We start from the raw sequence: 23580 nt of genomic DNA on the forward strand, positions 1-23580 counted from the left end.
CCAGTGCATGCGCATGATTTCGGCCGGCGATATTGACCGGGTTCTGACATTTTCGGGTTTGGTTGAGACGCTGCGTACCGCCTTTCGCGACGGAGCGGTGCAGCCGGTGCGCCACCACCACACAATAGAGCGGCCCGATGGCGCGGCCTCGACGCTGCTTCTGATGCCGGCCTGGAGCGATCTCAACGCTGCCGGTACGTCAGACAACAGCCATATCGGCATCAAGATCGTTACCGTTTCGCCCGACAACAACCAGCGCGGCCTGCCCGCGGTGATGGGCCAGTATTTTCTGCTCGACGGCAAGACCGGCGAACCGCAGGCGCTGATCGACGGCCAACGGCTGACACAATGGCGCACCGCCTGCGCCTCGGCGCTCGCCGCCTCCTATCTGGCCCGCGAAGATGCCAGTGAGTTGCTGATCGTCGGCGCCGGCGCGCTTGCGCCGTTTTTGGCGCGCGCCCACAGCGCCGTGCGGCCGATCAAGCGCATCCGCATCTGGAACCGTACTCCGGCCAACGCCGAAAAAGTGGCGGCAGCGCTTTCCGCAGACGGCATGAATGCGCAGCCGGTCAGCGATCTCGATGCTGAAATAGGTGCCGCCGACATTGTGTCTTCCGCTACCATATCAACCGATCCGCTGATCCGCGGCGCCCTGTTGCGCGAAGGCACCCATGTTGATCTCGTCGGCGGGTTCACGCCCACCATGCGCGAGGCCGACGACGCGGCGATCACCCGCGCCCGCGTGTTCGTCGACACCCGCGCCGGCGCCACCAAGGAGGCAGGCGATATCGTCCAGCCACTCGCGTCGGGCATTCTGACGTCGGAGGCCATCGTTGCCGACCTGCACGAACTGGCACGCGGCGAAAAATCCGGGCGGCAGTCGGCGGAAGAAATCACTTTGTTCAAATCGGTCGGCGCTGCGCTCGAGGATCTTGCCGCCGGGATCGAGGTTTTTCGTCTGTCCGCAGGATAGCGCGCCCTTCATTGCACCGTTGACCGGCCTGTGGCAGAAGCGGCCAGTATTTCGGAGACCAGCTTGAAACCACCGCGCCAACCACGCCACGCCAAGGGCCCGCAGCCGGGCAAGCGTGCCATAGGCGGCAACAAGCCGGCGCGGTTTGATCCGCCGCGGTTTGACAAGGCACCCGCCCGCGAGCGGACACGCGCTCCTCGGCCAACCCCGCATATAGAGGCGAAGCCTGAACAGCGTTCAGAGTCTGAGTCCGCGCCAAAGCCGCGGGTTTTGGCCCGCCGCGAAGGCGTGCTGCCGGCCGAGAAGCTGCCGGTTATCCTCGAAGTCGCACCCAATGAAGATTATGCGCTGCTGGACAGCGGCGCGGGCGAAAAGCTGGAGCAATATGGCCCCTACCGCATCGTGCGGCCGGAAGGACAGGCGATCTGGCAGCGTGCGCTTCCCGCGCATGAGTGGGACAATGTCGATGCCATCTTCACTGGCGATACGGATGAGGAAGGCATGGGCCGCTGGCGTTTTCCCAAGGCAGCGCTTGGCGAAACCTGGCCGATGAAGCATGACGGAATCGACTATCTTGGCCGCTTCACCTCATTTCGCCATGTCGGGGTGTTTCCCGAACAGGCATCGCACTGGAATTTCATGGCTGAGCAGATTGCCAGGGCAAGGCGCCCGGTCAAAGTGCTCAACCTGTTTGGATATACCGGTCTGGCCTCGCTGGTGGCGGCACGCGCCGGCGCCGAGGTGACCCATGTCGACGCATCAAAGAAAGCGATTGGTTGGGCCCGCGAAAACCAGGAGATGGCCGGGCTTGGACAAAAGCCTATCCGCTGGATCATCGATGACGCAGTGAAGTTTGCCGAACGCGAGGCCCGTCGTGGCAGTGCCTACGACATCATCCTGTTTGATCCGCCTGCCTATGGACGCGGACCCAAGGGCGAGGTCTGGCAATTGTTCGAGGATCTTCCCGCACTGGCCGACACATGCCGTCAGATCCTGACGCCAAAGCCGCTGGCCGTGGTGCTGACCGCTTACTCGATCCGCTCGTCCTTCTTTGCCATTCATGCGCTGATGCGCGACACCTTTGCCGGAATGGGCGGGCTGATGGAATCGGGTGAGTTGGTGATCCGCGAAAAATCTGCGGGCCGCGCACTCTCAACCTCACTGTTCTCGCGCTGGATAGCCTGACATGAACGAACCCCGTTTCGGCGCGCCCGGTCGCGTGAAGGAAGTGACAAGCCTTTCCAACCCGCTGGTGAAGGACATCAAGGCGCTGTCGCTGAAGAAATTTCGTGACCAGCAGAACGCTTTCCTTGCTGAAGGGCTGAAGCTCGTCATCGATGCGCTTGAGCTCGGCTGGACCATTCGCACGCTGGTTTTTGCCAAGACAGCCCTTGGCAATCCCGCAGTCGAGAAGGTTGCCGCCCGCACGGTCGCCGCCGGCGGCACGGTTCTGGAAGTTTCAGAAAAGGTGCTGACTGCCATCACCCGCCGCGACAATCCGCAGGTGGTGGTCGGCGTTTTTGCCCAGCAGACGCTCGCGCTGAAGGATGTTGCCCCGCGCGGAGACGATGTCTGGGTTGCGCTCGACCGCGTGCGCGATCCGGGCAATCTTGGCACTATCATCCGGACGGTCGATGCTGTGGGCGCAAAGGGTGTCATTCTGATTGGTGATTGCACCGACGCGTTTTCCATCGAGACCGTACGCGCCACGATGGGCTCGATCTTTGCTGTACCGGTAGCGCGCGCGACCACGGATGCCTTCATGGCCTGGCGCAAAGGCTTTGGCGGGCTTGTCGCGGGCACCCATCTGAAAGGTGCCGTCGATTACCGCACCGTCGACTTCACCGGCAAGCCGGTGCTTCTGCTCATGGGCAACGAACAGCAAGGACTGCCCGAGGATCTGGCCGCGAGCTGCGACCAGCTGGTGAAAATTCCGCAGGCGGGACGTGCGGACTCGCTCAATCTCGCGGTGGCGACCGGCGTCATGCTGTTTGAGATCCGCCGCGGTGCGCTGGCACTGACTTCCGGGACAAACGCATGAACGCAAGAACTTTTAGCTGGATGGGGCTCACCGTGGTGCTTGTCGTCGCGGTTGACCAGTGGATCAAATTCCTGGTCGAAACCGGCCTCCCCATGCATGAACAGGTGGATGTACTGCCCTATCTGGCGCTCTACCGCACCTACAACACCGGTGTTGCGTTTTCCATGTTCACCTGGATGGGCGACAAGGGGCTGATTATCCTGTCCGCCATCGTCGCGTGCTTCGTCGCCTATCTCGCCAGCCGCACGACGTCTGCGCAGACTGTAGCGCGCCTGGGGTTCGCGCTGATCATTGGCGGCGCCATCGGTAATATCATCGACCGCAGCCTTTTCGGGCATGTGATCGACTATGTTCTCTTTCATACGCCCGGCTGGTCGTTTGCGGTGTTCAATCTGGCGGACGCCGCGATCACGGTCGGTGCCGGGCTCGTTCTTCTGGATGAGGTTCTTGGCTGGCGGCGGCAGGCTGATTGACCGGACTGTCATCGCGATCCACATTGAGAAAAAGGGAGAAGACGATGGCCGAAGAGACATTCAAGGCGCTGCTGGTTTCACGCGACGCCGACAAGAAGCAGTCCGTCGCCTTCACCGAGCTGACGGATGCGGATTTGATGGAAGGTGATGTCACGGTCGCGGTGGAAGCCACCACCATCAACTACAAGGACGGGCTGGCGATCACCGGCAAGAGCCCCGTCGTGCGCCACTTCCCGCTCATCCCCGGCATTGATTTTGCCGGTACGGTGACGGCGTCCACCAATCCAGAATGGAAAGCCGGCGACAAGGTTATCCTGAACGGCTGGGGCGTGGGCGAGGTGCATCACGGCGCCTATGCGCAGAAGGCGCGCGTCAAGGGCGAATGGCTGGTGCCACTGCCCGATGGCATGAGCGCGCGTGATGCGATGGCTATCGGCACCGCTGGCTATACCGCAATGCTGTGCGTCATGGCACTGGAGCGCCACGGCATCACGCCTGAACGCGGCTCCATTGTGGTGACGGGTGCGGCAGGTGGCGTCGGTTCGGTTGCCATTTCGGTGCTTTCAAAGCTTGGCTACCATGTCATCGCGGTGACCGGGCGCGAGGCAGAACATGGCTATCTTCGCGATCTCGGTGCTGCCGAAATCCTGCCGCGCGATGAACTGTCGACGCCTGGCCGGCCGCTTGGCAAGGAGCGCTGGGCCGGTGGCGTTGATGCGGTTGGCAGCCATACACTGGCGAATGTGCTTGCCATGACTTCCTATGGCGGCGCCGTTGCTGCCTGCGGACTGGCGCAGGGCATGGACCTGCCGGCCAGCGTTGCTCCATTCATCCTGCGCGGCGTGTCACTCTTGGGCGTGGATTCGGTCATGGCACCGCGCGCTCTGCGCCTCGAGGCCTGGAAACGCATTGCCCGAGACCTTGATCATGCCAAGCTTGCCGCGTTGTCGACGACCATGCCTTTCGACGCCTTGATCAACGCCGCCCACGATATTGTGGAAGGCAAGGTACGCGGCCGCCTCGTGGTTGAAATGTAACGGTTTTTCTTCCGGGAATGACAAACCGCTAAAATTGTATCGATCGGCCGAAAGCTTCCCTAAGCCTTGACTGATAGGGTTCAGCCATGGTTGCGGACCCGGGACTGGGAAAACAGACGCGCGTCGAACGAATTGCTCCCCTGCCGGAGAGCGAGGAGGCCGTGCGTTTTACCCTGCCGCCGACACCGCCTGCCCCTGATATTCCGCGCGGCCAGCCGCGCTTTGCCCATGCCTTTCTGGTCGGCAGCTTATTTGTCCTGGCTGGTCTGGCGCATTTGACCGGCGCACCCATCTTCATTTCGGCAGCTCTTGGTATCATCGGCTTGAGCGGCTTCGTCATGGTCGCGCGCACGCTCAATGCCCAGGCGCGGGCCGCAAAGCTGTTTGAAGCCACCACGGCGCAGAGCCGGAACGAATTCGAGTCGCTGGCCGACCGCCTGTGGGAATTGCAGGAAAGCGAGGAGCGGTTTCACGGGCTGATTGATGCGCTTGGCGATCTCGTGGTCCACCGCGACCGCGAAGGCCGCATTGTCTATGCCAACCGCATCTTCGCCGAAGTTGTCGGGCTTGAGAAAAAGCGCCTGTTCGGCCGCACGCTGACTGACGTGGGTGTCGATATCGGCATTGTGCCTGACGCTGCTTTTTCCGAAGGGGAATGCCTGAGTTCAACGGATGTGGAAATTCGCACATCGCAGGGGCCGCGCTGGTTCTCATGGATTGAACTCTCGGTTCGCGACAAAACCAGCGACGCAGTTTCGCACCGCGCCATCGCCCGCGACATCACGGCCCGCAAACGCGCCGAGACAGCGCTGATCCACGCCCGCGAGCGCGCCGAACATGCAAGCCAGGCCAAATCACGCTTCCTGGCCACTGTCAGCCATGAGATCCGCACGCCGATGAACGGCATTATGGGCATGGCCAAGCTTCTGGGCGATACACGCCTGTCGCAGGAACAGCAGACTTATGTCGGCGCTGTCTCCACTTCGGCGTCCGCACTTTTGGCACTGATCGAGGATCTGCTTGACTACACCAAGATCGAGTCTGGTCGCATCGACATTGAAGCGCAGCCTGTCTCGCCGCGAGAGCTGGCCGAAAACGTGGTCGAGCTGCTCGCACAGCGCGCCTTCGCCAAGCATATCGGAATTGGCTGCCATGTCGCACCCGATGTTCCCGTTACTATCGAGGCAGATCCTGGTCGCTTGCGCCAGGTGCTGATCAATCTGGTTGGCAATGCGGTGAAATTCACGGAGAGCGGCGGCGTCGGACTTGTTGTGGAGAAGAGCGGGACCGATAATCATCCGATGATACGGTTTTGCGTGAACGATACAGGGCCGGGCATCGATGCGGCGGATCTGGCCCGCATTTTCCAGGAGTTCGAGCAGGCCGACGACACGCCGACGCGCCGCCATGGCGGCGCCGGGCTGGGCCTTGCCATCTCCAAGAAGATCGTCGATCGGCTGGGCGGCGCCATCACGGTCGAGAGCACGCCAGGCAAGGGCTCTAGCTTCGTTCTAGAGATTCCGGCCGTCGATGCGCTGGCAGAAACAAGCGAGCCCGCCAATGCACTGGCGGGGCGGGAGATCCTAATCGTCTCGCAAAATCAGGTTGAGGCGGAGACGATCGCCGCCACCGTGCGCGCCTATGGTGGCGCGGCTATCGTCTTGGCGACTCCCGCTCAGGCTGCCCGCCACCGCGAACATTGCGACACGCTTCTGATCGATGCCGCGCTGGAAAAACCGGACGGCAGACTGCTCAAGCGCCTGCATACGGCAGGATTAAGGGAAAGCATCGCCATCACGCTGATCGCGCCCACCGAGCGCGCACTTCTTGGCCAATTGCGGGCCAACGGGTATGCCTCCTATCTGGCCCGCCCGGTGCGCGGTCAGACCTTGGTGCGCATGCTGTTGACGGCCGCAAAGATGGCCGAACCGGCAGAACCCACCGAACGCCCCAAGGCCCGGCGCTCGGTTGGCGTCAATCGCGGCCGCCAGCGCCGGCTGTCGATCCTGATAGCCGAGGACAACGACATCAATGCCCTGTTGACACAGGCGACCCTTTCCAAGGCCGGCCACCGGGTGGAGGTGGTTGGCAATGGCCGTGCGGCCGTGGACCTTCTGACACGCGCTTCGGGACACCGCTATGATCTGGTGCTGATGGATCTGCATATGCCGGTTTTGGACGGGCTAGACGCCATTTCGGCGGTGCGCCGTTTCGAGCAGGAAATGTCCTACGCTCCTGTGCCGATCATGGTTCTGTCTGCTGATAGCCAGGAACGCACCCGCCACTCGGTTCTGGCCCATGGCGCCAGCGGATTTGTCACCAAGCCGCTGGATCCCGACGCACTGGTGCGCGCGGTTGCTGAACAAGTATCGTCCTGACTGGCACAAATACGGTCCATACAGAACAAAGCCAACAAACTATTGCCCGGCTGTCGGCTTCACCGTATTGTCATCGTCCTGTTGCACAGTCCTAATATGCCCCGACCTCACTGGGCTCGCCAAGGAGAATCACCCGTGCAAATGGTCATGCGTCAGGGCGAAGAGCATTCCCCCGCCACCAAAACGCCCCGATTGGCCCGCAATTTCGATGCCGTGACACAAGGTGGTGTTCTTGGCCGCATTGGCCCGCTCGAAGTTCGGTTGGCGCGCGATGCCGCAGAAATAGCGGCGGTGCAGGAAGTGCGCTTTCGCATTTTCTATGAAGAACTGGGCGCACGCATGAAGCCTGAGCAGCGCGCCGCGCGCGACTGCGACCGCTTTGACGATGTCTGTGACCACCTGCTTGTGATCGACACAACCCTGCCGGGACCGGATCATCGCCGTATTGTCGGAACTTACCGTCTGCTGCGCCAGGAAGTGGCGGCACGGGCTGGCGGCTTCTATTCCAATGACGAGTTCGAACTGAATGCCTTGGTGGCCCGTCATCCGGGCCAGCGTTTTCTAGAGCTTGGCCGCTCCTGCGTGCTGAAGGAACACCGCTCCAAGCGTACGATCGAAGTGCTGTGGCAAGGTATCTATGCCTATATCAACCATCACAAGATTGACGTGATGACTGGCTGTGCCTCGTTTCACGGCACGCAGCCCGCGGCTCATGCCGAGGCGCTGTCCTACCTTGCCCATTATTGCCGCACTGAGCCCGAATGGGATGTGCGTGCTGTGGTTGGCCGATACCGGTCGATGGACCTCATGCCGCGCGAGGCGATTAACCCGCGCGCCGCCATCACCGCTTTGCCGCCGCTCATCAAGGGCTATCTGCGCGTCGGCGCAAAGATCGGCAATGGCTGTGTCATCGATCATGAGTTTTCGACAGTCGACGTGTTCATCGTCATGCCGGTGGCCGAGATCGGCGCGCGTTACATCAATTACTATGGCGCAGAGGCGGACAGGTTTGCGGCGTAGATAGCCGGCTTGTTTTTTTCGCTCAAGTGAGTAAGATGCTCAGTCCTTGCGAGCATATATCTTATGCGGTATATGTATATCCACAGAATGGATATGCACATGCCGCTATACATCAGGGACCCGGAGGTGGACCGGCTCGCCGAGGAACTCGTGAACCTGACGGGAACCACCAAGGTGGAAGCCGTGAGAATAGCGCTGGGGCGCCAGGTTGCCGTGCACAAGGCAAAGCAGCCGATCCGCTCAAAGCTGGCCAGATCGCTTGAAATGGCGCGTGCTGCCGGGCCGTTTGCTCCAGGGGATCACAAGGCCGAGACCGACGCCTTGTGGGGCGAGGGCTGATGCTTTTTGTCGATGCCTCCGTCGTGGTTGCCATTCTGGCCGGTGAGCCTGACCGGGAGAGCCTGCTGGATCGGCTTGAGCAGGTGGGGGGACCTTATCACTGGTCTGCCGTGGTGCGAATGGAGGCGGTTTTGTCCCTGGCCCGGCGCCTGGCGTTTGGCTCAAGGGGCGATCAGAGGGTGACTCCGGAGATCGTCGCCGGCGCCCGGACGCTGGTCGACCAGTTTGGCATCGATCTCGATCTGAGTGAGATAATGATCGACGGCGATGCCGGAAGCAAAGCGCTCGATGCGGCTCAAAACTTCGGGAAGATCGTCAACCACCCGGCCCAGCTGAACATGGGCGACTGTCTAGCCTATGGCTGTGCCGACGCGCACCAGCTGCGCATCGCCTACAAGGGCAACGATTTTACCGCAACCAGGCTCGGCTGGTAGGCCCAGCGCTCCAGAGCGCGGGGCCCATGGACAAACAAATCAAGCCCCAGCCGAGTACGCCGCGATAGCAGCCATATTCACAATGTCGGAATCCTTGGCGTTCAACGGCACGATCTGGACCGGCTTGTTGAGGCCGACCAGAAGCGGGCCGATAACGGTCGAGCCGCCGAGTTCCTGTAGCATCTTGGTTGAGATCGAGGCCGAGTGAAACGCCGGCATGACCAGCACGTTCGCGGGGCCTGACAGACGACAGAACGGATACTGCGCCATGACCTTTGCGTTGAGCGCGACATCGGCTGCCATCTCGCCATCATATTCGAAATCGACACGCCGCTTGTCGAGGATTTTTACCGCCTCCTGAACGCGCTCGGAACGCTCGCCGGCCGGATGGCCGAAGGTGGAGTAGGCAAGCATCGCCACGCGTGGCTCATAGCCCATGCGCCGTGCAAAGCCGGCAGCCTCTTCGGCAATATCGGCGATCTGCTCGGAATTAGGCATATCGTGGACGGCGGTATCAGCGACCAGAACCGTGCGCCCCCGGCACAGAGCAATCGACACGCCGATAACCCGGTGGCCGGGCTTTTCGTCGATGACGCGGCGAATGTCGTCGAGCGCTGTTGAATAGTTGCGGGTGACGCCGGTCACCACAGCATCCGCATCGCCCATCGCCACCATGGTGGCGGCAAAATGGTTGCGGTCATTGTTGATCAGCCGCTGGCAATCACGCAGCAGATAGCCTTTGCGCTGCAGCCGCTCATAAAGATAATCGGCATAGACCGCATTGCGGCGTGACAACCGCGCATTGAGTATTTCGATACCCGCGCGGTCAAGCTCGACACCGGCATGGCGGGCGTTTTCCTTGATGATCTCCTCGCGGCCGACAAGAATGGCGGTACCAAGCTTCTGGTTGGCATAGGAGACGGCGGCGCGCATTACCTGTTCTTCCTCCCCCTCCGCAAAGACAACGCGCTTGGGCTGGCGGCGCACACGGTCATAGATGCGCTGCAGCGTCGAGGCGATCGGATCGCGCCGCGCGGACAGCTCATTGGCATATTTTTGCAGGTCCAGAATGGGTTTTTGCGCCACACCCGATTCCATCGCAGCCTGCGCGACAGCAACCGGAATGGCGGAAATCAGGCGCGGGTCGAAGGGCACCGGGATAATGTAATTGGGCCCGAATTTCGGGCGGTTGCCCTGATAGGCGGCGGCAACATCGTCCGGTACGTCCTGGCGCGCGAGATCGGCGATGGCGCGGGCAGCAGCGACCTTCATGGCATCATTGATGGTGGTGGCGCGCACATCGAGCGCACCCCGGAAAATGTAAGGGAAGCCCAGCACATTGTTGACCTGGTTAGGATAGTCCGAGCGGCCCGTCGCCATGATGGCATCAGTGCGGATCTCGGCAACTTCCTCCGGAGTGATCTCCGGGTCAGGATTGGCCATGGCAAAAATGACCGGGTTCTTGGCCATGGACTTGACCATGGCAGGCGTCAGCGCGCCCTTGGCTGACAGACCGAAGAACACGTCTGCGCCATCCAACGCCTCGGCGAGCGTGCGCAGGTCAGTCTTGCTGGCATGTGCCGATTTCCACTGGTTCATGCCTTCCTCGCGGCCTTGGTAGACCACGCCTTTGGTGTCGCAGAGGATGACATTTTCGGGTGAGAAGCCGAGCGACTTTACCAGTTCGATGCAGGCAATACCGGCTGCACCCGCGCCATTGCAGACGAGCTTGGTGTTCTTCATGTCGCGCCCGGTGATTTCCAGCGCGTTGATCAAGCCGGCGGTGGCGATGATGGCGGTGCCGTGCTGATCGTCGTGGAAAACCGGAATGTCCATCAGTTCGCGCAGGCGGCTTTCGATGATGAAGCATTCCGGCGCCTTGATGTCTTCAAGGTTGATGCCACCGAATGATGGGCCCAAAAATTTGACGCAGTTGATGAATTCCTCAGCGTCTTCGGTATCGACTTCCAGATCGATGGAATCGACGTCGGCAAAGCGCTTGAACAGCACCGCCTTGCCTTCCATCACCGGCTTGGAGGCGAGTGCGCCGAGATTGCCCATGCCCAGAATGGCGGTGCCGTTGGAGATGACCGCCACCATATTGCCGCGCGTCGTATAGTCAAAGGCGCGTGAGGGATCATCGGCAATTGCCTGCACCGGCACCGCGACGCCTGGCGAATAGGCCAGCGACAGGTCGCGTTGGGTCGCCATCGGCTTGGTCGGGTTGATCTCAAGCTTGCCCGGGCGCCCCATGGCGTGGAATTCCAGCGCCTCCTGCGGACTGACCGAGGGACCGTTGCTGTCTTTTTTGCTGCCTGAAGCCATGATCTCTACGGTTCCTCCCGGGAATGCACTTCTTTTTGTGGAGCGTTCGGGAGTAAGGCTACACTTCCCGGCTGTAAACAGCCAAGCAGGGAGAGAATGTTTTGCGCGCCTTCAGCATATTTGCAAAGCTTATGCCGACGCGCTGACCTGGACCAGCCGGTAGACCTGATGAATGATGAAACGCCCACCCGCACCACCGCCGCGACGCCGCTCACTGTGACGGTTGGCGCGACGCCGATGATCGAGCAATTTATCGAAATCAAGGCGGCGAACCCGGATTCGCTTTTGTTCTACCGGATGGGCGATTTCTACGAGATGTTCTTCGGCGATGCGGAGACCGCAAGCCGGGCGCTTGGCATCACGCTGACCAAGCGCGGCAAATATGACGGGCGGGATATTCCCATGTGCGGTGTGCCCGTGCACGCGGCCGACGACTATCTTCAAAAGCTGATCGGGCTCGGCCACCGGGTTGCCGTCTGCGAGCAGATGGAAGACCCTGCCGAAGCCAAGAAGCGTGGTTCCAAATCGGTCGTCAAACGCGATGTCATCCGGCTGGTGACGCCCGGCACAATTACCGAAGACAGGCTTCTGGCACCTTCCGAATCCAACTACCTGATGGCGCTTGGCCGGGTGAAGGACAGCCCTCAGGATGCCTATGCGTTGGCCTGGATCGACATTTCCACCGGCGCTTTCCGGGTCTGTGAAACAGATGCCGAGCGGCTTGCTTCCGATATTTTCCGGGTGGCGCCCAAGGAACTGATCGTGGCTGATCCGGTGTTTCACGATCCGGATCTGCGACCTGTCTTCGACATGGTGGGTCGCGCCGTCAGTCCGCAACCGCCCAGCCTGTTTGATTCCGCCTCAGCGCCGGGGCGTATCGCACGCTTCTACGATGTTGCGACGCCGGACAGTTTCGGGACGTTCAGCCGCGCCGAGCTTTCAGCTATATCGGGCGCGATTGCCTATGTGGAGAAAACCCAAAAGGCAGAGCGTCCGCCGTTGGAACGGCCCGAGCGCGAACAGGCAGGATCATCCCTGTTCATCGACCCTGCGACGCGCGCCAATCTGGAGCTTTTGCGCACCACAAGCGGCAACCGCGATGGCTCGCTGTTCAAGGCAATTGACCGGACTGTGACGGGCGCTGGCGCGCGGCTTCTGGCTGACCGGCTGATGGCGCCGCTGACCAGCCCCGACGCCATTGTGGCACGGCTGGACGCAGTATCCTTCTGCGGCGCCGAACCAAAACTGTGCGAGGGGCTGCGCGCGGCGCTGAAGAGGGTCGCCGACATGCCCCGCGCCTTGTCGCGGCTCGCGCTCAACCGCGGCGGCCCGCGTGACCTGGGTGCGCTAACTGCCGGATTTGCAGCGGCGACTGAGATCGCGCAGTTGTTGGATGGCGCGGTGCTGCCGGCGGAGCTTGACGACGCACGCTCTGCAATCCGCGCGCTTCCAAAGAATTTCGCAGACCATCTGGCGCGATCATTGGCCGACGAACTACCTCTGTTGAAGCGTGACGGCGGCTTCCTGCGCCCCGGCTATCATGGAGAGCTGGACGAGATGCGGGCGCTGCGCGACCAATCGCGAAAGGTGATTGCCGGGCTGGAACGCGGGCTGATCGAGGAAACCGGTATTCGCTCGCTGAAGATACGGCACAACAATGTGCTGGGCTACTACATTGAGGTGACAGCCAATCACCGAGACATCATGAATGGCACGGATGCGGCCAAGGCGCGCTTCATCCATCGCCAGACCATGGCCAATGCGATGCGCTTCACAACAACCGAACTGGCCGAGCTTGAAACCAAGATCGCCAATGCCGCCGACCGGGCGCTGAGCATCGAGCTTGCGGCCTTCGAGCAATTGGTGGCTGAGGCTGTCTCGCATGCAGGGGCTATCCGCGCCGGTGCGGCGGCGCTTGCCGTGTTTGACGTGTCGTCCTCGCTGGCCGTGCTTGCCTCGACGGAAAACTATACGCGGCCCATTGTCGATGACAGCCTTGCCTTCTGCATAGAGCGCGGGCGCCACCCTGTGGTGGAGCAGGCATTGCGCCGCGCCACAGAAAGCGCGTTTGTCGCCAATGACGCCGACCTGTCGCCCGAGGGCAATGCCAAATATGGCGCGATCTGGCTTTTGACCGGCCCGAATATGGGCGGTAAGTCGACCTTTCTCCGCCAGAACGCGCTGATTGCGATCCTTGCCCAGATGGGCTCCTTCGTGCCGGCTACGAAGGCTCATATCGGCGTGGTGGACCGGCTGTTTTCGCGCGTCGGCGCGTCCGACGATCTGGCGCGCGGCAGGTCCACCTTCATGGTGGAGATGGTAGAAACGGCCGCGATCCTCAATCAGGCGAGCGAGCGGTCACTGGTCATCCTCGACGAGATCGGCCGTGGAACCTCGACCTTTGACGGCCTATCGATTGCCTGGGCAGCGGTGGAATATCTGCACGAGAAAAACCGCAGTCGCGCGATTTTCGCCACCCATTTCCATGAGATGACTGCGCTCTCGGTGAAGCTCAGCCGGCTTCATAACGTCACCATGCGGGTGAAGGAGTGGGAGGGCGACGTGGTGTTTCTGCACGAGGTCGGCATGGGGGCTGCTGATCGAAGCTATGGCGTCCAGGTGGCGCGGCTGGCCGGTCTGCCCGATGCTGTTGTAGAACGCGCCCGCGCTGTGCTCGACCAGCTGGAACAAGGCGAGCAATCCGGCAAGGCTGACCGGCTTGTCGACGACCTGCCGCTGTTTTCTGCGGTGGCAAGAAAGGAGCCGCCGCAGCCGAAAAAAACGGATGCGCTCGGCGCAGCGCTCTCGGCCATCAACCCAGACGAAATGACACCACGCGAGGCGCTTGACGCCCTCTATCGGCTGAAAACCATGGGTGACGGTAAGATCTAGTCGCGGTCGGGCGCACCCAGCGGAAAGAAGTGGCGGTATTTGCGGCCCTCTTCCACGGCACGCGCAAAGGAGGGACGTTCCAGAAGACGTGAGCGATAGGCGCGGACAGTTGGAAACTGGCTGCCAATCTGGTGAACCCAGTCGGCATAGAACAGGGCCGGCGCTGCCGCACAATCAGCCATGCTGAACGCCTCGCCCGCAGCCCATGTGCGGCCAGCAAGCTTCTGTTCCAACCATGCATAGCTTTTGTCGAGGGATTTAGCGGCGACCTCAAGGGCCTTTTGCTGGGCTTCTTCGCCGTCTCTGGCCGCTGCAAAGACCGGTTTTTGCATCTCGTCCATGATGAAATTGTCAAAGAAGCGGTCCATGAACCGGACTTCGAGCGCACGCGCTCTGTCTTCGGGGATAAGCTTGATTGGCCCTGGATGAAACAGATCAAGATGCTCAATGATGATGCTGGTCTCGGGGATCACCTTTCCGTTGTCTGTCAGAACCGGAAAGCGATCAAGCGGCCAAAGCTGTTCGCGCTCGGCTATGGCGTCATCCTCGCCAAGGTGGCGGTAGGTGAAAGGAAGGTCATTCTCCCAAAGCGCGATCAGCACCTTTTGGCAGTAGGCTGAAAAAGGATGCGCATAGAGTTTCAGCGTCATAGAGCTCTCCAGAACCGATTGCGTTGTGCAAGCAGTTGAAAAATGACAAATCCACTCCTACAATGCAAGCAGAAAGTGAACGTCATGAAAAACCAATCTCGGTCCGGCTGCCCCATAAATCTAACGCTTGAAATATTGGGAGATAGCTGGAGCCTCATCGTCATCCGCGATGTCATGTTCGGAAACCGCCGGCGCTACCGAGAACTTTTGACGCACTCCGAAGAGGGCATCGCCTCCAATGTGCTTGCTGACAGGCTCAAGCGCCTGGTCGGCGCGGGCCTGCTTTCCAAGGTCGATGATCCTGGCCACAAGCAGAGCTCGATCTACAGCCTGACGGAGCCCTCAATCCAGCTTGTGCCATTGCTTGTCCAGATGGGGGCCTGGGGCTGCCGCCACACGCCAGCATCGAAGGAACTTTCCATCCGTGCGCAACTGCTGGAGGAAGGCGGTCCGCAAATGTGGGCGGATTTCATGGATGAGTTGCGCACTCACCATCTGGGGTCGCCTGCTGCGCCTCATGCAAAGTCAGTGGGCGCTCGATTGCAAGCGGCCTATGAAAAGATGCTTGCTGAACCGGCATGACAGGAGGCAGCAGCCCTCTGCCGTCATCAATGCGCCTCGTCCCAATTGTTCGCGGCCCGCGCGTCGACCTGTAGCGGCACTTTCATATCGAGCGCCGGCATCGCGGCACCCTCCATAACCGACTTGACCACTGGCAGCGTTGCCTCGACCTCGTCCTCGGCGGTTTCAAAGATCAGTTCGTCATGCACTTGCAAGAGCATGCGCGCCGATAGTTTCGCATCTGCCAGTGCGGCATCCATGCGGCTCATGGCGCGGCGGATAATGTCTGCGGCAGAACCCTGGATCGGCGCATTGATCGAGGCGCGTTCGTTGAAGGCGCGGACCGACGGGTTGGACGAGCGGATTTCTGGATAGTGGATGCGCCGGCCGAAAATGGTTTCGACATAGCCTTTGTCGCGTGCCATCTGCTTAGCTGAATCCATATAGTCCTTGATGCCAGGAAAGCGCTCGAAATATTTCTTGATATAGGCGCCTGCCTCCTCGCGCGGGATCGACAGCTGATTGGCGAGGCCGAAGGCAGAAATGCCGTAGACGATGCCGAAATTGATCGCCTTGGCGCGACGGCGCACATCCGAGGGCATGCCTTCCACCGGGACGCCGAACATTTCGGATGCGGTCATGGCGTGAATGTCGATGCCGTCGGCAAAAGCCTGACGAAGCTGTGGAATATCGGCGATATGGGCCAGCACCCGAAGTTCGATCTGGCTGTAATCAGCTGAAATGAGCTTGTTGCCCTTTTCTGCAACAAATGCGGTGCGGATGCGTCGACCTTCGGCGGTACGGATCGGAATGTTTTGCAAGTTGGGCTCGGACGACGAAATGCGCCCGGTCGGCGTCGAGGCAAGTGCGTAGGACGTGTGCAGACGCTGTGTCTCGGGATGGATATATTCGGGCAGCGCGTCGGTATAGGTAGATTTCAGCTTGGTCAGCTGGCGCCAGTCAACAATTCGGCGCGGCAGCTCGTGGCCCTCGGAGGCCAGTTCTTCCAGCAGCTGCGCCGTGGTCGACCATTGGCCGGATTTGGTCTTGGCGCCGCCCGGAAGGCCCATTTTTCCAAACATGATATCGCCAAGCTGCTTCGGCGAGCCAATGGTGAAGCGCTCGCCGGCAGCGGCGTAAACATCTTCTTCCAGTGCCCCGGCGCGCTGGGCAAACTCGCCCGACAGGCGCGACAGCATCTGCCGGTCAACGGAAATGCCGCGCTCTTCCATCTTCGCCAGCACCGGCACAAGCGGCCGCTCCAGCCGTTCATAGATCGAGACCAGACCGTCCGCGACAAGGCGCGGTTTCAGCACATGCCAGAGCCTGAGCGCGATATCCGCGCCCTCGGTGGCATAGGTCGTGGCGCGCTCGATGGCGACGAGATCGAAGCTGACCAAGCTTTTGCCGGAGCCGACCATTTCCTTGAATGGGATCATGGCATGGCCAAGCCAACGCTCGGCGACGCTTGCAATATCATGCCCGCCGGTTCCAGCACCCAGCACATAAGAAATCAGCATGGTGTCGTCATAGGCCGCGATATCGACACCCAGCCGGTGCATCAACAGCCAGTCGAATTTCAGATTGTGGCCAATCTTGAGAATCGAACGGTCCTCAAGCAGAGGTTTGAGCGCGGCAATTGCGGCGTCGGGTGCAATCTGGTCGTCACTCACCCCACCGCCGAGCAAGTCTGCCGCGCTGGCGCGGTGACCGACCGGAATATAGGCCGAACGACCGTCTGGCAGCGCCAGCGCAAAGCCGACCGTCTGCGCGCGCATCGGATCAAGGCTTGATGCCTCGGTGCGAAATGACACCGTGCCAGCCTCGCGCGCAGCGGCGATCCATTCTTCGAGCGTGGCAAGGTCGCGAATGCAGGCATAGGCGGAATGGTCGATCTTTGCCGTCGCAGCCGCCGCAGCGCGCGCGGCAGCGAGTGCCGCAGGTGCCACTGGCGTGTCGAGCGCGCTCGGGTCCGCACCCATGCGACCGGGTTTGGTGAAGGTCTGCGTTTTGGCAGCAACGGGCGCACTGGCGCCGACATCGGGGCCGTGCGCAGCGGTGCCGCTTTCCACCGCGATCGATGCGGCTTCAACCGCGGCTGCATCCGTATCTGTTGCCTCCGCCACGCGCCGTGTCAGCGTTGTGAACTCCATCGCCTTCAAGAATGCGAGCAGCTTGGGTCCGTTGGGCGGCTGCAAGGTCAGGTCGGAGAGCGGCGTCAGCCCGTCAATATCGTCCTTCAGCCGCACCAGATCGCGCGAAATACGCGCCTTGTCGGCATTCTCGATGATCACCGTGCGGCGCTTGTCCTGCTTGATCTCGCCGGCGCGGGCCAGAAGCGTATCAAGGTCGCCGAACATTTCCAGCAATTGCGCAGCCGTCTTTGGCCCGATACCCGGCACGCCCGGCACATTGTCCACCGAATCGCCGGTCAGCGCCTGCAAGTCGATCATCTTTTCGGGCGGTACACCCCATTTCTCGATCACTTCGGCAACGCCGATCTGGCGATCCTTCATTGGGTCATACATCGACACCTGAGGCCCGACGAGCTGCATCAGATCCTTGTCGGAGGAGATGATGGTGACATCGCCGCCGGTTTCGCGCGCCAGGCGGGCGTAGGTGGCGATCAGATCGTCGGCCTCAAACCCCTCAAGCTCAAGGCAGGGCAGATCAAAGGCGCGCGTCGCCTCGCGGATCAGCCCGAATTGCGGGATCAGATCCTCCGGCGGGGCAGAGCGGTTGGCCTTGTATTCAGAGTAAAGCTCGTTGCGGAAGGTTTTGGACGAATAGTCGAAAATCACGGCAAAATGCGTCGGCACGATGCCAACGGCGGTGTTGCGCGCATCCTGCAGCAGCTTCCACACCATATTGCAAAAACCCAGCACCGCATTGGTGGGCAGGCCATCGGATTTGCGGGTGAGCGGCGGCAGCGCGTGGTAGGCACGAAAAATATAGCCGGAGCCGTCGACAAGGAAAAGATGATCACCGTTTTTCATGGGCGTAGCCCTAAACTGCGCCTGCTTTGGTGTCTATCGCCAAGCATTGTGTCGCCCCCTTGTTCATGCCGATCCCTGCCAAACATCCGGTCACGGGTTTGTTACGAACTTGTAATTTCCGCGCCCTTGAATAGCCTCTTTTGGGTCTCCAAATACATGTCATCGGCAGTCGATGCCGAGTTCGGATCAAGGCCCGTCCCCCGCCAACATCCGGACATATGCGGCAGCCTCATCCCCCTCTCCGGGCTGCCGCAGTTTTTTGAGTACCGCCGCCGTGGTTCCCTCCGCCACGGCGGCATTTTTTTTGCGTTTGCCATGCTGGACCAGCGGTAGCGGGCTTTTCGTTTGATCGTCGCCCCATTAGGGTGCGCGCAATCGTCGAAAAGGAAGTTTTCCCAAAATGTCAGCACTACAACCGGTCCTCGACCGTCTCGACCGCGATCTTGATGCCAGCCTGGAGCGGCTGTTTGCGCTGTTGCGCATCAAGTCGATCTCGACCGACCCTGATTTTGCCGCAGAGTGTCGTCGCGCCGCCGAATGGCTGGTTGCCGATCTCAAAACCATTGGCTTTGAAGCGAGCGTGCGCGATACGCCGGGCCACCCGATGGTGGTTGCCCATCATGATGGCCCCGCAGGTGCGCCGCATCTTCTTTTCTACGGTCACTACGACGTTCAGCCAGTCGACCCGGTCGAGCTTTGGGACGCTGATCCGTTCGACCCGGAAATCAAGGAGCGCGACGGCGTGAAAATCATCACCGGGCGCGGCTCTTCGGATGACAAAGGGCAGCTCATGCTGTTCGTCGAGGCTTGCCGCGCCTGGAAGGCCGAGCATGGATCGCTGCCCTGCAAAATCACGCTGTTCTTTGAGGGCGAAGAGGAATCCGGCTCGCCTTCGCTGAAACCCTTTCTTGAGCAATATTCCGAGGAGTTGAAGGCTGATGTCGCACTCGTCTGCGATACCGGCATGTGGGATGCGGAAACTCCGGCCATTTGCGTCGGTCTGCGTGGTCTGGTCGGCGAGGAAATCACCATCAAGGCTGCAGATCGCGACCTTCATTCAGGCGAATTCGGCGGCGCCGCCGCCAACCCGATCCGCATCCTGTCGAAAATCCTGGCCGACATCCACGATGATGATGGCCGCATCACCATTCCGGGCTTTTACGATGGCGTCGAGGAAACGCCATCGCAGATCCTGAAATCCTGGGAGACGCTGGGCGAGACCGCCGAAAGCTTCCTGGGCCAGGTTGGGCTTTCCGTGCCGTCAGGCGAAAAAGACCGCTCCGTGCTGGAATTGGTCTGGGCGCGCCCGACCGCTGAGTTCAACGGCATCACCGGCGGCTACACTGGCAAGGGCTTCAAGACGGTCATCGCCGCTGAGGCGCGGGCGAAAGTATCATTCCGTCTCGTCCATCAACAGGACCCTGCCGAGATACGCGCTGCCTTCCGCGCCTTTGTCAAAGAGCGCCTGCCTGCCGATTGCACGGTCGAGTTCCACGAACATGGCGGCTCGCCAGCAATCCAGCTCGGTTATGACTCGCCCTTCCTCACCAAGGCGCGCGATGCGCTGTCGGATGAATGGCCAAAGCCTGCCGTGATGCTTGCCATGGGCGGCTCCATTCCCGTGGTCGGCGACTTCCAGAAATTCCTTGGCATGGAATCGCTTCTGGTCGGCTTTGCGTTGCCAGACGACCGCATTCATTCGCCGAACGAAAAATACAATCTGGAATCTTTCCACAAGGGTCAGCGTTCCTGGGCGCGTATCCTTCACGCCCTAACGAAGTGAGCGCTGCGATGACAATTCGATATCACAAGAACGACCTGCCCGACCTTTCGCACTATGCAGTCGATGCAGTGGCCATCGACACCGAAACGCTGGGGCTGAACCCACATCGCGACAGGCTTTGCGTGGTTCAGATTTCGCCGGGCGACGGCACGGCTGACATCATCCAGATCGACCGGGGTCAGACTTCCGCCCCCAACCTTGCCGCCCTGCTGGCCAATCCGGCTATCACAAAGCTGTTTCATTTTGGCAGGTTTGATATTGCGGTTCTCTACCACGCGCTCGGCGTTCTGGCCGAACCGGTGTTCTGCACCAAGATCGCCTCGCGCCTCACCCGCACCTATACGGACCGCCATGGCCTGAAAGATATTTGCTTCGAGCTTCTGGGCGTTAGCCTGTCCAAGGTGCAGCAATCCTCCGACTGGGCCGCCGAAACGCTGACCCCCGAACAGCTGGAATATGCCGCGTCAGACGTGCTCTACCTGCACGGACTGCGCAATGTTCTGTCCAGCCGCCTCGCGCGGGAAGATCGCACAGCTGTCGCCAAAGCCTGCTTCGATTTCCTCCCCACCCGCGCAAAACTCGATCTAATGGGCTGGCCCGAAGCCGATATTTTCGCTCATAGCTGAGGATTGTTGCGGCGCGGTCAGGTCTCCACCATCCGCCAAGCCGACCGCCCGCACTTAAGGCCTCCTTAAATCGCCTCATTTATTCCGCAGGCGGTGATGGCCATCGAGGATCGGCGCTATTATTCGCATTTCGGCGTTGATCCGCTCGGCCTGGCGCGCGCCATGGTACAAAATGTCATTGACCGGCGCGTCATCCAGGGTGGCTCGACGCTAACCCAGCAACTGGCCAAGAACCTGTTCCTAAAGCCCGAGCGCACGATCGAGCGCAAGGTGCAGGAGGTGCTTCTGGCGCTGTGGCTGGAACACAAATACACCAAGGACCAGATCCGTCATTGAGTTCTGTGATTGTGGGTTTCGTCATAGTTTTTCTTTCTGTTGCTTGGTCGGCTAATTCCAACCGATGCGCTAGAAAGGGCAGGCGATGGCAGGCTCGTCATGCTCAACACGGGAGCGAAGCGATTGGAGCGGGCAGGGCATTGACGACAGCGAAGCAGCCTCGCCACGTCTGCCAAAATGCGCTCAAATATGGTTGTGATTGATTGGCCTAGTGACGGAATGAACGGTCGCGAAAACCGCTTGCAGTTCCAGATATCCGATTATGCGACTTCTAGGGCGATTGGCCGCTATCCCAAGAGGGGCAACAAACCTTCAACAATCTGTTTGGTTTTGAACGGGGGTTTGTGGCAGCGAAAAAGGGCCTTTTTCAGCCGTTCCAAAAAGGAGCGTTTTTGGAACAGCTTACGTCGTCTCGTGCACTCGTTCATTTAGTCGAATCCAATCACTAGGCGGCATTTTCATCTTTCGAAGGAACTCTCGGTTGTAATTCGATTTAGTGTTGAACCCAGCAGACAGCATTGCGGACGTCACAGATTCTCCGGTGCGCAGGCTTTCACACGCCGCGTTGATGCGGTGTGCATTGATATAACGAGAGACATTTTCGCCGGTCTTGCGGTTGATCGCGATCGATAACTGTTTGATCGGGACGTGGAGCCGCCGCGCCAGCTGTGTCAGGGTCAAGTCAGCGTTGAGATAAAGGCGCTGTGTGGCCATCAACTGGTCCAATCGCATCATCAGGTCATTGTCCAATTGCGTATCAATTTGGACAGGAGATAACGGCACAGATTGATCTGGGTCGATAAGACTGTCCGATAAGGCTAAAGCCCCCAGCAAGATCAATATACCTGTCGAGAACAGGCTAATGATCCAAGGCTGCCACGCGCTCAATCCTGCTAACTGGGCGGCGACAATCAGTATATCGCTAAAGGCTGACCCAATCAGACAAAGCCCCATAATACACCAGATTTTAGTGGGTGCATCGCCTGTTCCAAGGCGCAGTCGTGGCAAGGCGTCCGGACCTTGCATCGAGATGAGCAAAATTGCACTGCCATATCCGACGTAAAGAATCGGTATCGACACATCCAACCATGCGGGCGCGTTGATGAGGCAGAACAGGACGAAAAGGGGTCCAATTGCGTGCCAGATATCCAACCTCCAGCGTGGCCCGCGAATGGCCGTGCCTTGAAAACTGATCCATGCCAAGGCCGGAATAATGGTGGCGCTGACGGGCTGTATATTCCGGAAAGCGCCTATCTCGTAATGTTGTGCCAGCGAGATAATGACGCCCTGTACAGCGCAAGCCGCAAGTAGGGCGGGCAGCAGGGGACTTTGCCCCTCGCGCCGCAACAATGCAACCAGCATAAATACAAGAACCAGAGATCCGAACAGAGGGATTGGAAGTGTTGGCATGAGTGGCGTCCTTCACGGTCTCTCTACGTCCTAAAATGGGTTCTGCGCGACCTCAAACCGGTTTTAGGACGCCGGTTTCTTCAAGTGCGGCCAAATGATGAACATCGCAATTTTGGAACAGGAGTTTTCCAAATGAAAAATATGTCCTTGAGCATCGTCCTTGCCGTAACCGCCACATCTGCAATGGCAGACGGATTGGCTGGATACGAACCGGTGACATTCCCGGTAGCCTATCAGAATGAACCGGTGTCTGGCGCAATCTGGTATCCGTCGACAGGTGGCGGAACAGAAGTAAGCATCGGTGAAAACGGCGTATTTTATGGCACGGCTGTGCAAGAGGGGGGAACAATCGGCGAAGGGCCGTTTCCCGTTATTCTTGTTTCGCACGGCTTGGGTGGCAACATTCGCACATTGAGCTGGCTTACTGCTGGGCTTGCCGCGCGGGGCGCTGTCGTTGTCAGTGTCGATCATCCAAATAGCACGACGAGCGACTTTGACTTACGCGCAGGGCTGGATCACTGGACGCGTGTGCAGGATCTTCAGACGGCATTGGACAAACTTGAGGCTGATCCGCGCTTTGCCGGACAACTGGATTTGACGCGTGTGATGGCCGCAGGGTTTTCCTATGGCGGTTGGACTGCGCTTTCGATGGGCGGGGTGGCGGGCGATCTGGCGGGCTACGCAGCCCATTGTGATACTGTTGGACGTGCGTCGTCGCACTGTGCTGACCTTGCCGAAGGCGGTATCGACTTGCATAGTCTGGATGCTGCCGCATGGGATGCATCCTATAAAGATCAAAGGATCACGATGGTTGCCGTAATTGATCCGGCGCTACACTATGGGCTTGCACAGCAGCATGTGGACAGCTTGGTTGATGATGTGCTTCTAATTGGGCTTGGCGATGGCGACGACCGTTTGCTTGCGACCGATTTCAGCGCCGACGGCAGCGATTTTGCTGCTCTGTTACCGGGTGCAAGAATCGACGTCATTGCACCGGCGAACCATTTTGCAGCCTTGTTGCCATGTAAGCCAATGGGGGCTGAAATCCTTGAAGAAGAAGGCGATGACCCAGTTTGCGACGGTCCGGAAGGATTGGATCGCGTGGCCGTGCATGAAGAAATCATCGCGAAGATCGCCACACAACTCGGCCTCTGACCTACACGTCGCTTTGACATGAACTGCGGAGGTGGCCATTGCGCTGCCTCTGCTAGTATTTAAACCGTTACGCGACCCTGCCAAAAACCACCGTTTTTGGAAGGCAACAAATTACGTGTGGTTGCCGTCGCAAAACCATCCTTTTCGCATC

Annotated in this window: 18 protein-coding genes and 1 pseudogene; 15 read left to right on the forward strand and 4 right to left on the reverse strand. The window is 60.0% G+C overall.

The features are described from left to right. The first annotated feature begins 7 nt into the window (after positions 1-7). The 9 genes from GA830_RS05195 (at position 8) to GA830_RS05235 (ending at position 8695) form a co-directional block, all read left to right on the forward strand. Positions 8-973 carry an ornithine cyclodeaminase family protein gene (locus GA830_RS05195; RefSeq protein WP_195164029.1) on the forward strand — a complete coding sequence of 322 codons (966 nt, stop codon included), beginning with the start codon at positions 8-10 and terminating at the stop codon, positions 971-973. 63 nt (positions 974-1036) lie between these two features. Next, positions 1037-2158, forward strand: a complete 1122-nt coding sequence (locus GA830_RS05200; RefSeq protein ID WP_374939293.1) for a class I SAM-dependent methyltransferase — start codon at positions 1037-1039, stop codon at positions 2156-2158. A gap of 1 nt (position 2159) precedes the next feature. Then, positions 2160-3014 carry a TrmH family RNA methyltransferase gene (locus tag GA830_RS05205; RefSeq protein WP_195164030.1) on the forward strand — a complete coding sequence of 285 codons (855 nt, stop codon included), beginning with the start codon at positions 2160-2162 and terminating at the stop codon, positions 3012-3014. Then, entirely contained in the window at positions 3011-3487 is a 477-nt protein-coding gene (gene lspA / locus GA830_RS05210; RefSeq protein ID WP_195164031.1) for a signal peptidase II, read from the forward strand. The genes GA830_RS05205 and lspA overlap by 4 nt, the downstream gene beginning before the upstream one ends. Before the next feature lie 44 nt (positions 3488-3531). Next, the gene (acuI, locus tag GA830_RS05215) at positions 3532-4524 is read left to right on the forward strand and encodes an acrylyl-CoA reductase (NADPH) (RefSeq protein WP_195164032.1); all 993 of its coding nucleotides are present in this window, start codon (positions 3532-3534) and stop codon (positions 4522-4524) included. A gap of 86 nt (positions 4525-4610) precedes the next feature. Next, positions 4611-6902 carry a PAS domain-containing hybrid sensor histidine kinase/response regulator gene (locus tag GA830_RS05220; protein WP_195164033.1) on the forward strand — a complete coding sequence of 764 codons (2292 nt, stop codon included), beginning with the start codon at positions 4611-4613 and terminating at the stop codon, positions 6900-6902. Positions 6903-7043: 141 nt separating this feature from the next. Beyond that, the gene (locus GA830_RS05225; protein ID WP_258045643.1) at positions 7044-7922 is read left to right on the forward strand and encodes a GNAT family N-acetyltransferase; all 879 of its coding nucleotides are present in this window, start codon (positions 7044-7046) and stop codon (positions 7920-7922) included. Between the two features lie 99 nt (positions 7923-8021). Continuing rightward, a complete protein-coding gene (locus GA830_RS05230; RefSeq protein WP_195164034.1) occupies positions 8022-8261 on the forward strand; it encodes a type II toxin-antitoxin system VapB family antitoxin in 240 nt (79 codons plus the stop codon). Then, entirely contained in the window at positions 8261-8695 is a 435-nt protein-coding gene (locus tag GA830_RS05235; RefSeq protein ID WP_195164035.1) for a type II toxin-antitoxin system VapC family toxin, read from the forward strand. Before GA830_RS05230 ends, GA830_RS05235 begins: the two co-directional genes overlap by 1 nt. A 39-nt stretch (positions 8696-8734) precedes the next feature. On the opposite strand, the gene GA830_RS05240 is transcribed toward GA830_RS05235, so the two are convergent. Beyond that, entirely contained in the window at positions 8735-11020 is a 2286-nt protein-coding gene (locus GA830_RS05240) for an NADP-dependent malic enzyme (protein ID WP_195164036.1), read from the reverse strand. 168 nt (positions 11021-11188) lie between these two features. Here GA830_RS05240 and mutS point away from each other — a divergent pair, with 168 nt between their 5' ends. Then, positions 11189-13912 (forward strand): DNA mismatch repair protein MutS, encoded by a 2724-nt coding sequence (gene mutS, locus GA830_RS05245; protein WP_195164037.1) that lies wholly within the window; start codon positions 11189-11191, stop codon positions 13910-13912. Here the strand turns inward: mutS and GA830_RS05250 are convergent. Further along, positions 13909-14562 (reverse strand): glutathione S-transferase family protein, encoded by a 654-nt coding sequence (locus GA830_RS05250; RefSeq protein ID WP_195164038.1) that lies wholly within the window; start codon positions 14560-14562, stop codon positions 13909-13911. The two genes, mutS and GA830_RS05250, sit on opposite strands and share 4 nt — an antisense overlap. Before the next feature lie 84 nt (positions 14563-14646). Here GA830_RS05250 and GA830_RS05255 point away from each other — a divergent pair, with 84 nt between their 5' ends. Further along, complete coding sequence (locus tag GA830_RS05255) at positions 14647-15144, forward strand: winged helix-turn-helix transcriptional regulator (protein ID WP_195164039.1); 498 nt, start codon at positions 14647-14649, stop codon at positions 15142-15144. A gap of 26 nt (positions 15145-15170) precedes the next feature. Here GA830_RS05255 and polA read toward each other — a convergent pair whose 3' ends face one another. After that, entirely contained in the window at positions 15171-18119 is a 2949-nt protein-coding gene (polA, locus tag GA830_RS05260; protein ID WP_195164040.1) for a DNA polymerase I, read from the reverse strand. A 400-nt stretch (positions 18120-18519) separates the two neighbouring features. Between polA and GA830_RS05265 the strand changes: the two genes are divergently transcribed. From GA830_RS05265 to GA830_RS05275, 3 genes and pseudogenes are all read left to right on the forward strand, one after another. Further along, complete coding sequence (locus tag GA830_RS05265) at positions 18520-19902, forward strand: M20/M25/M40 family metallo-hydrolase (RefSeq protein ID WP_195164041.1); 1383 nt, start codon at positions 18520-18522, stop codon at positions 19900-19902. 8 nt (positions 19903-19910) lie between these two features. Next, complete coding sequence (locus GA830_RS05270; RefSeq protein ID WP_195164042.1) at positions 19911-20528, forward strand: ribonuclease D; 618 nt, start codon at positions 19911-19913, stop codon at positions 20526-20528. Positions 20529-20597: 69 nt separating this feature from the next. Continuing rightward, positions 20598-20855: pseudogene (locus GA830_RS05275) on the forward strand (transglycosylase domain-containing protein); the annotation flags it as partial. A gap of 411 nt (positions 20856-21266) precedes the next feature. Here GA830_RS05275 and GA830_RS05280 read toward each other — a convergent pair. Beyond that, on the reverse strand, positions 21267-22226 hold the full coding sequence (locus tag GA830_RS05280; protein WP_195164043.1) for a helix-turn-helix domain-containing protein: 960 nt from the start codon (positions 22224-22226) through the stop codon (positions 21267-21269). Here GA830_RS05280 and GA830_RS05285 point away from each other — a divergent pair. Next, complete coding sequence (locus tag GA830_RS05285) at positions 22194-23429, forward strand: alpha/beta hydrolase family protein (protein WP_195164044.1); 1236 nt, start codon at positions 22194-22196, stop codon at positions 23427-23429. The genes GA830_RS05280 and GA830_RS05285 overlap by 33 nt on opposite strands. Positions 23430-23580 lie beyond the last annotated feature (151 nt).

It is taken from the genome of Mesorhizobium sp. NBSH29 (assembly GCF_015500055.1).
In the GTDB taxonomy this organism is placed as follows: domain Bacteria; phylum Pseudomonadota; class Alphaproteobacteria; order Rhizobiales; family Rhizobiaceae; genus Neomesorhizobium.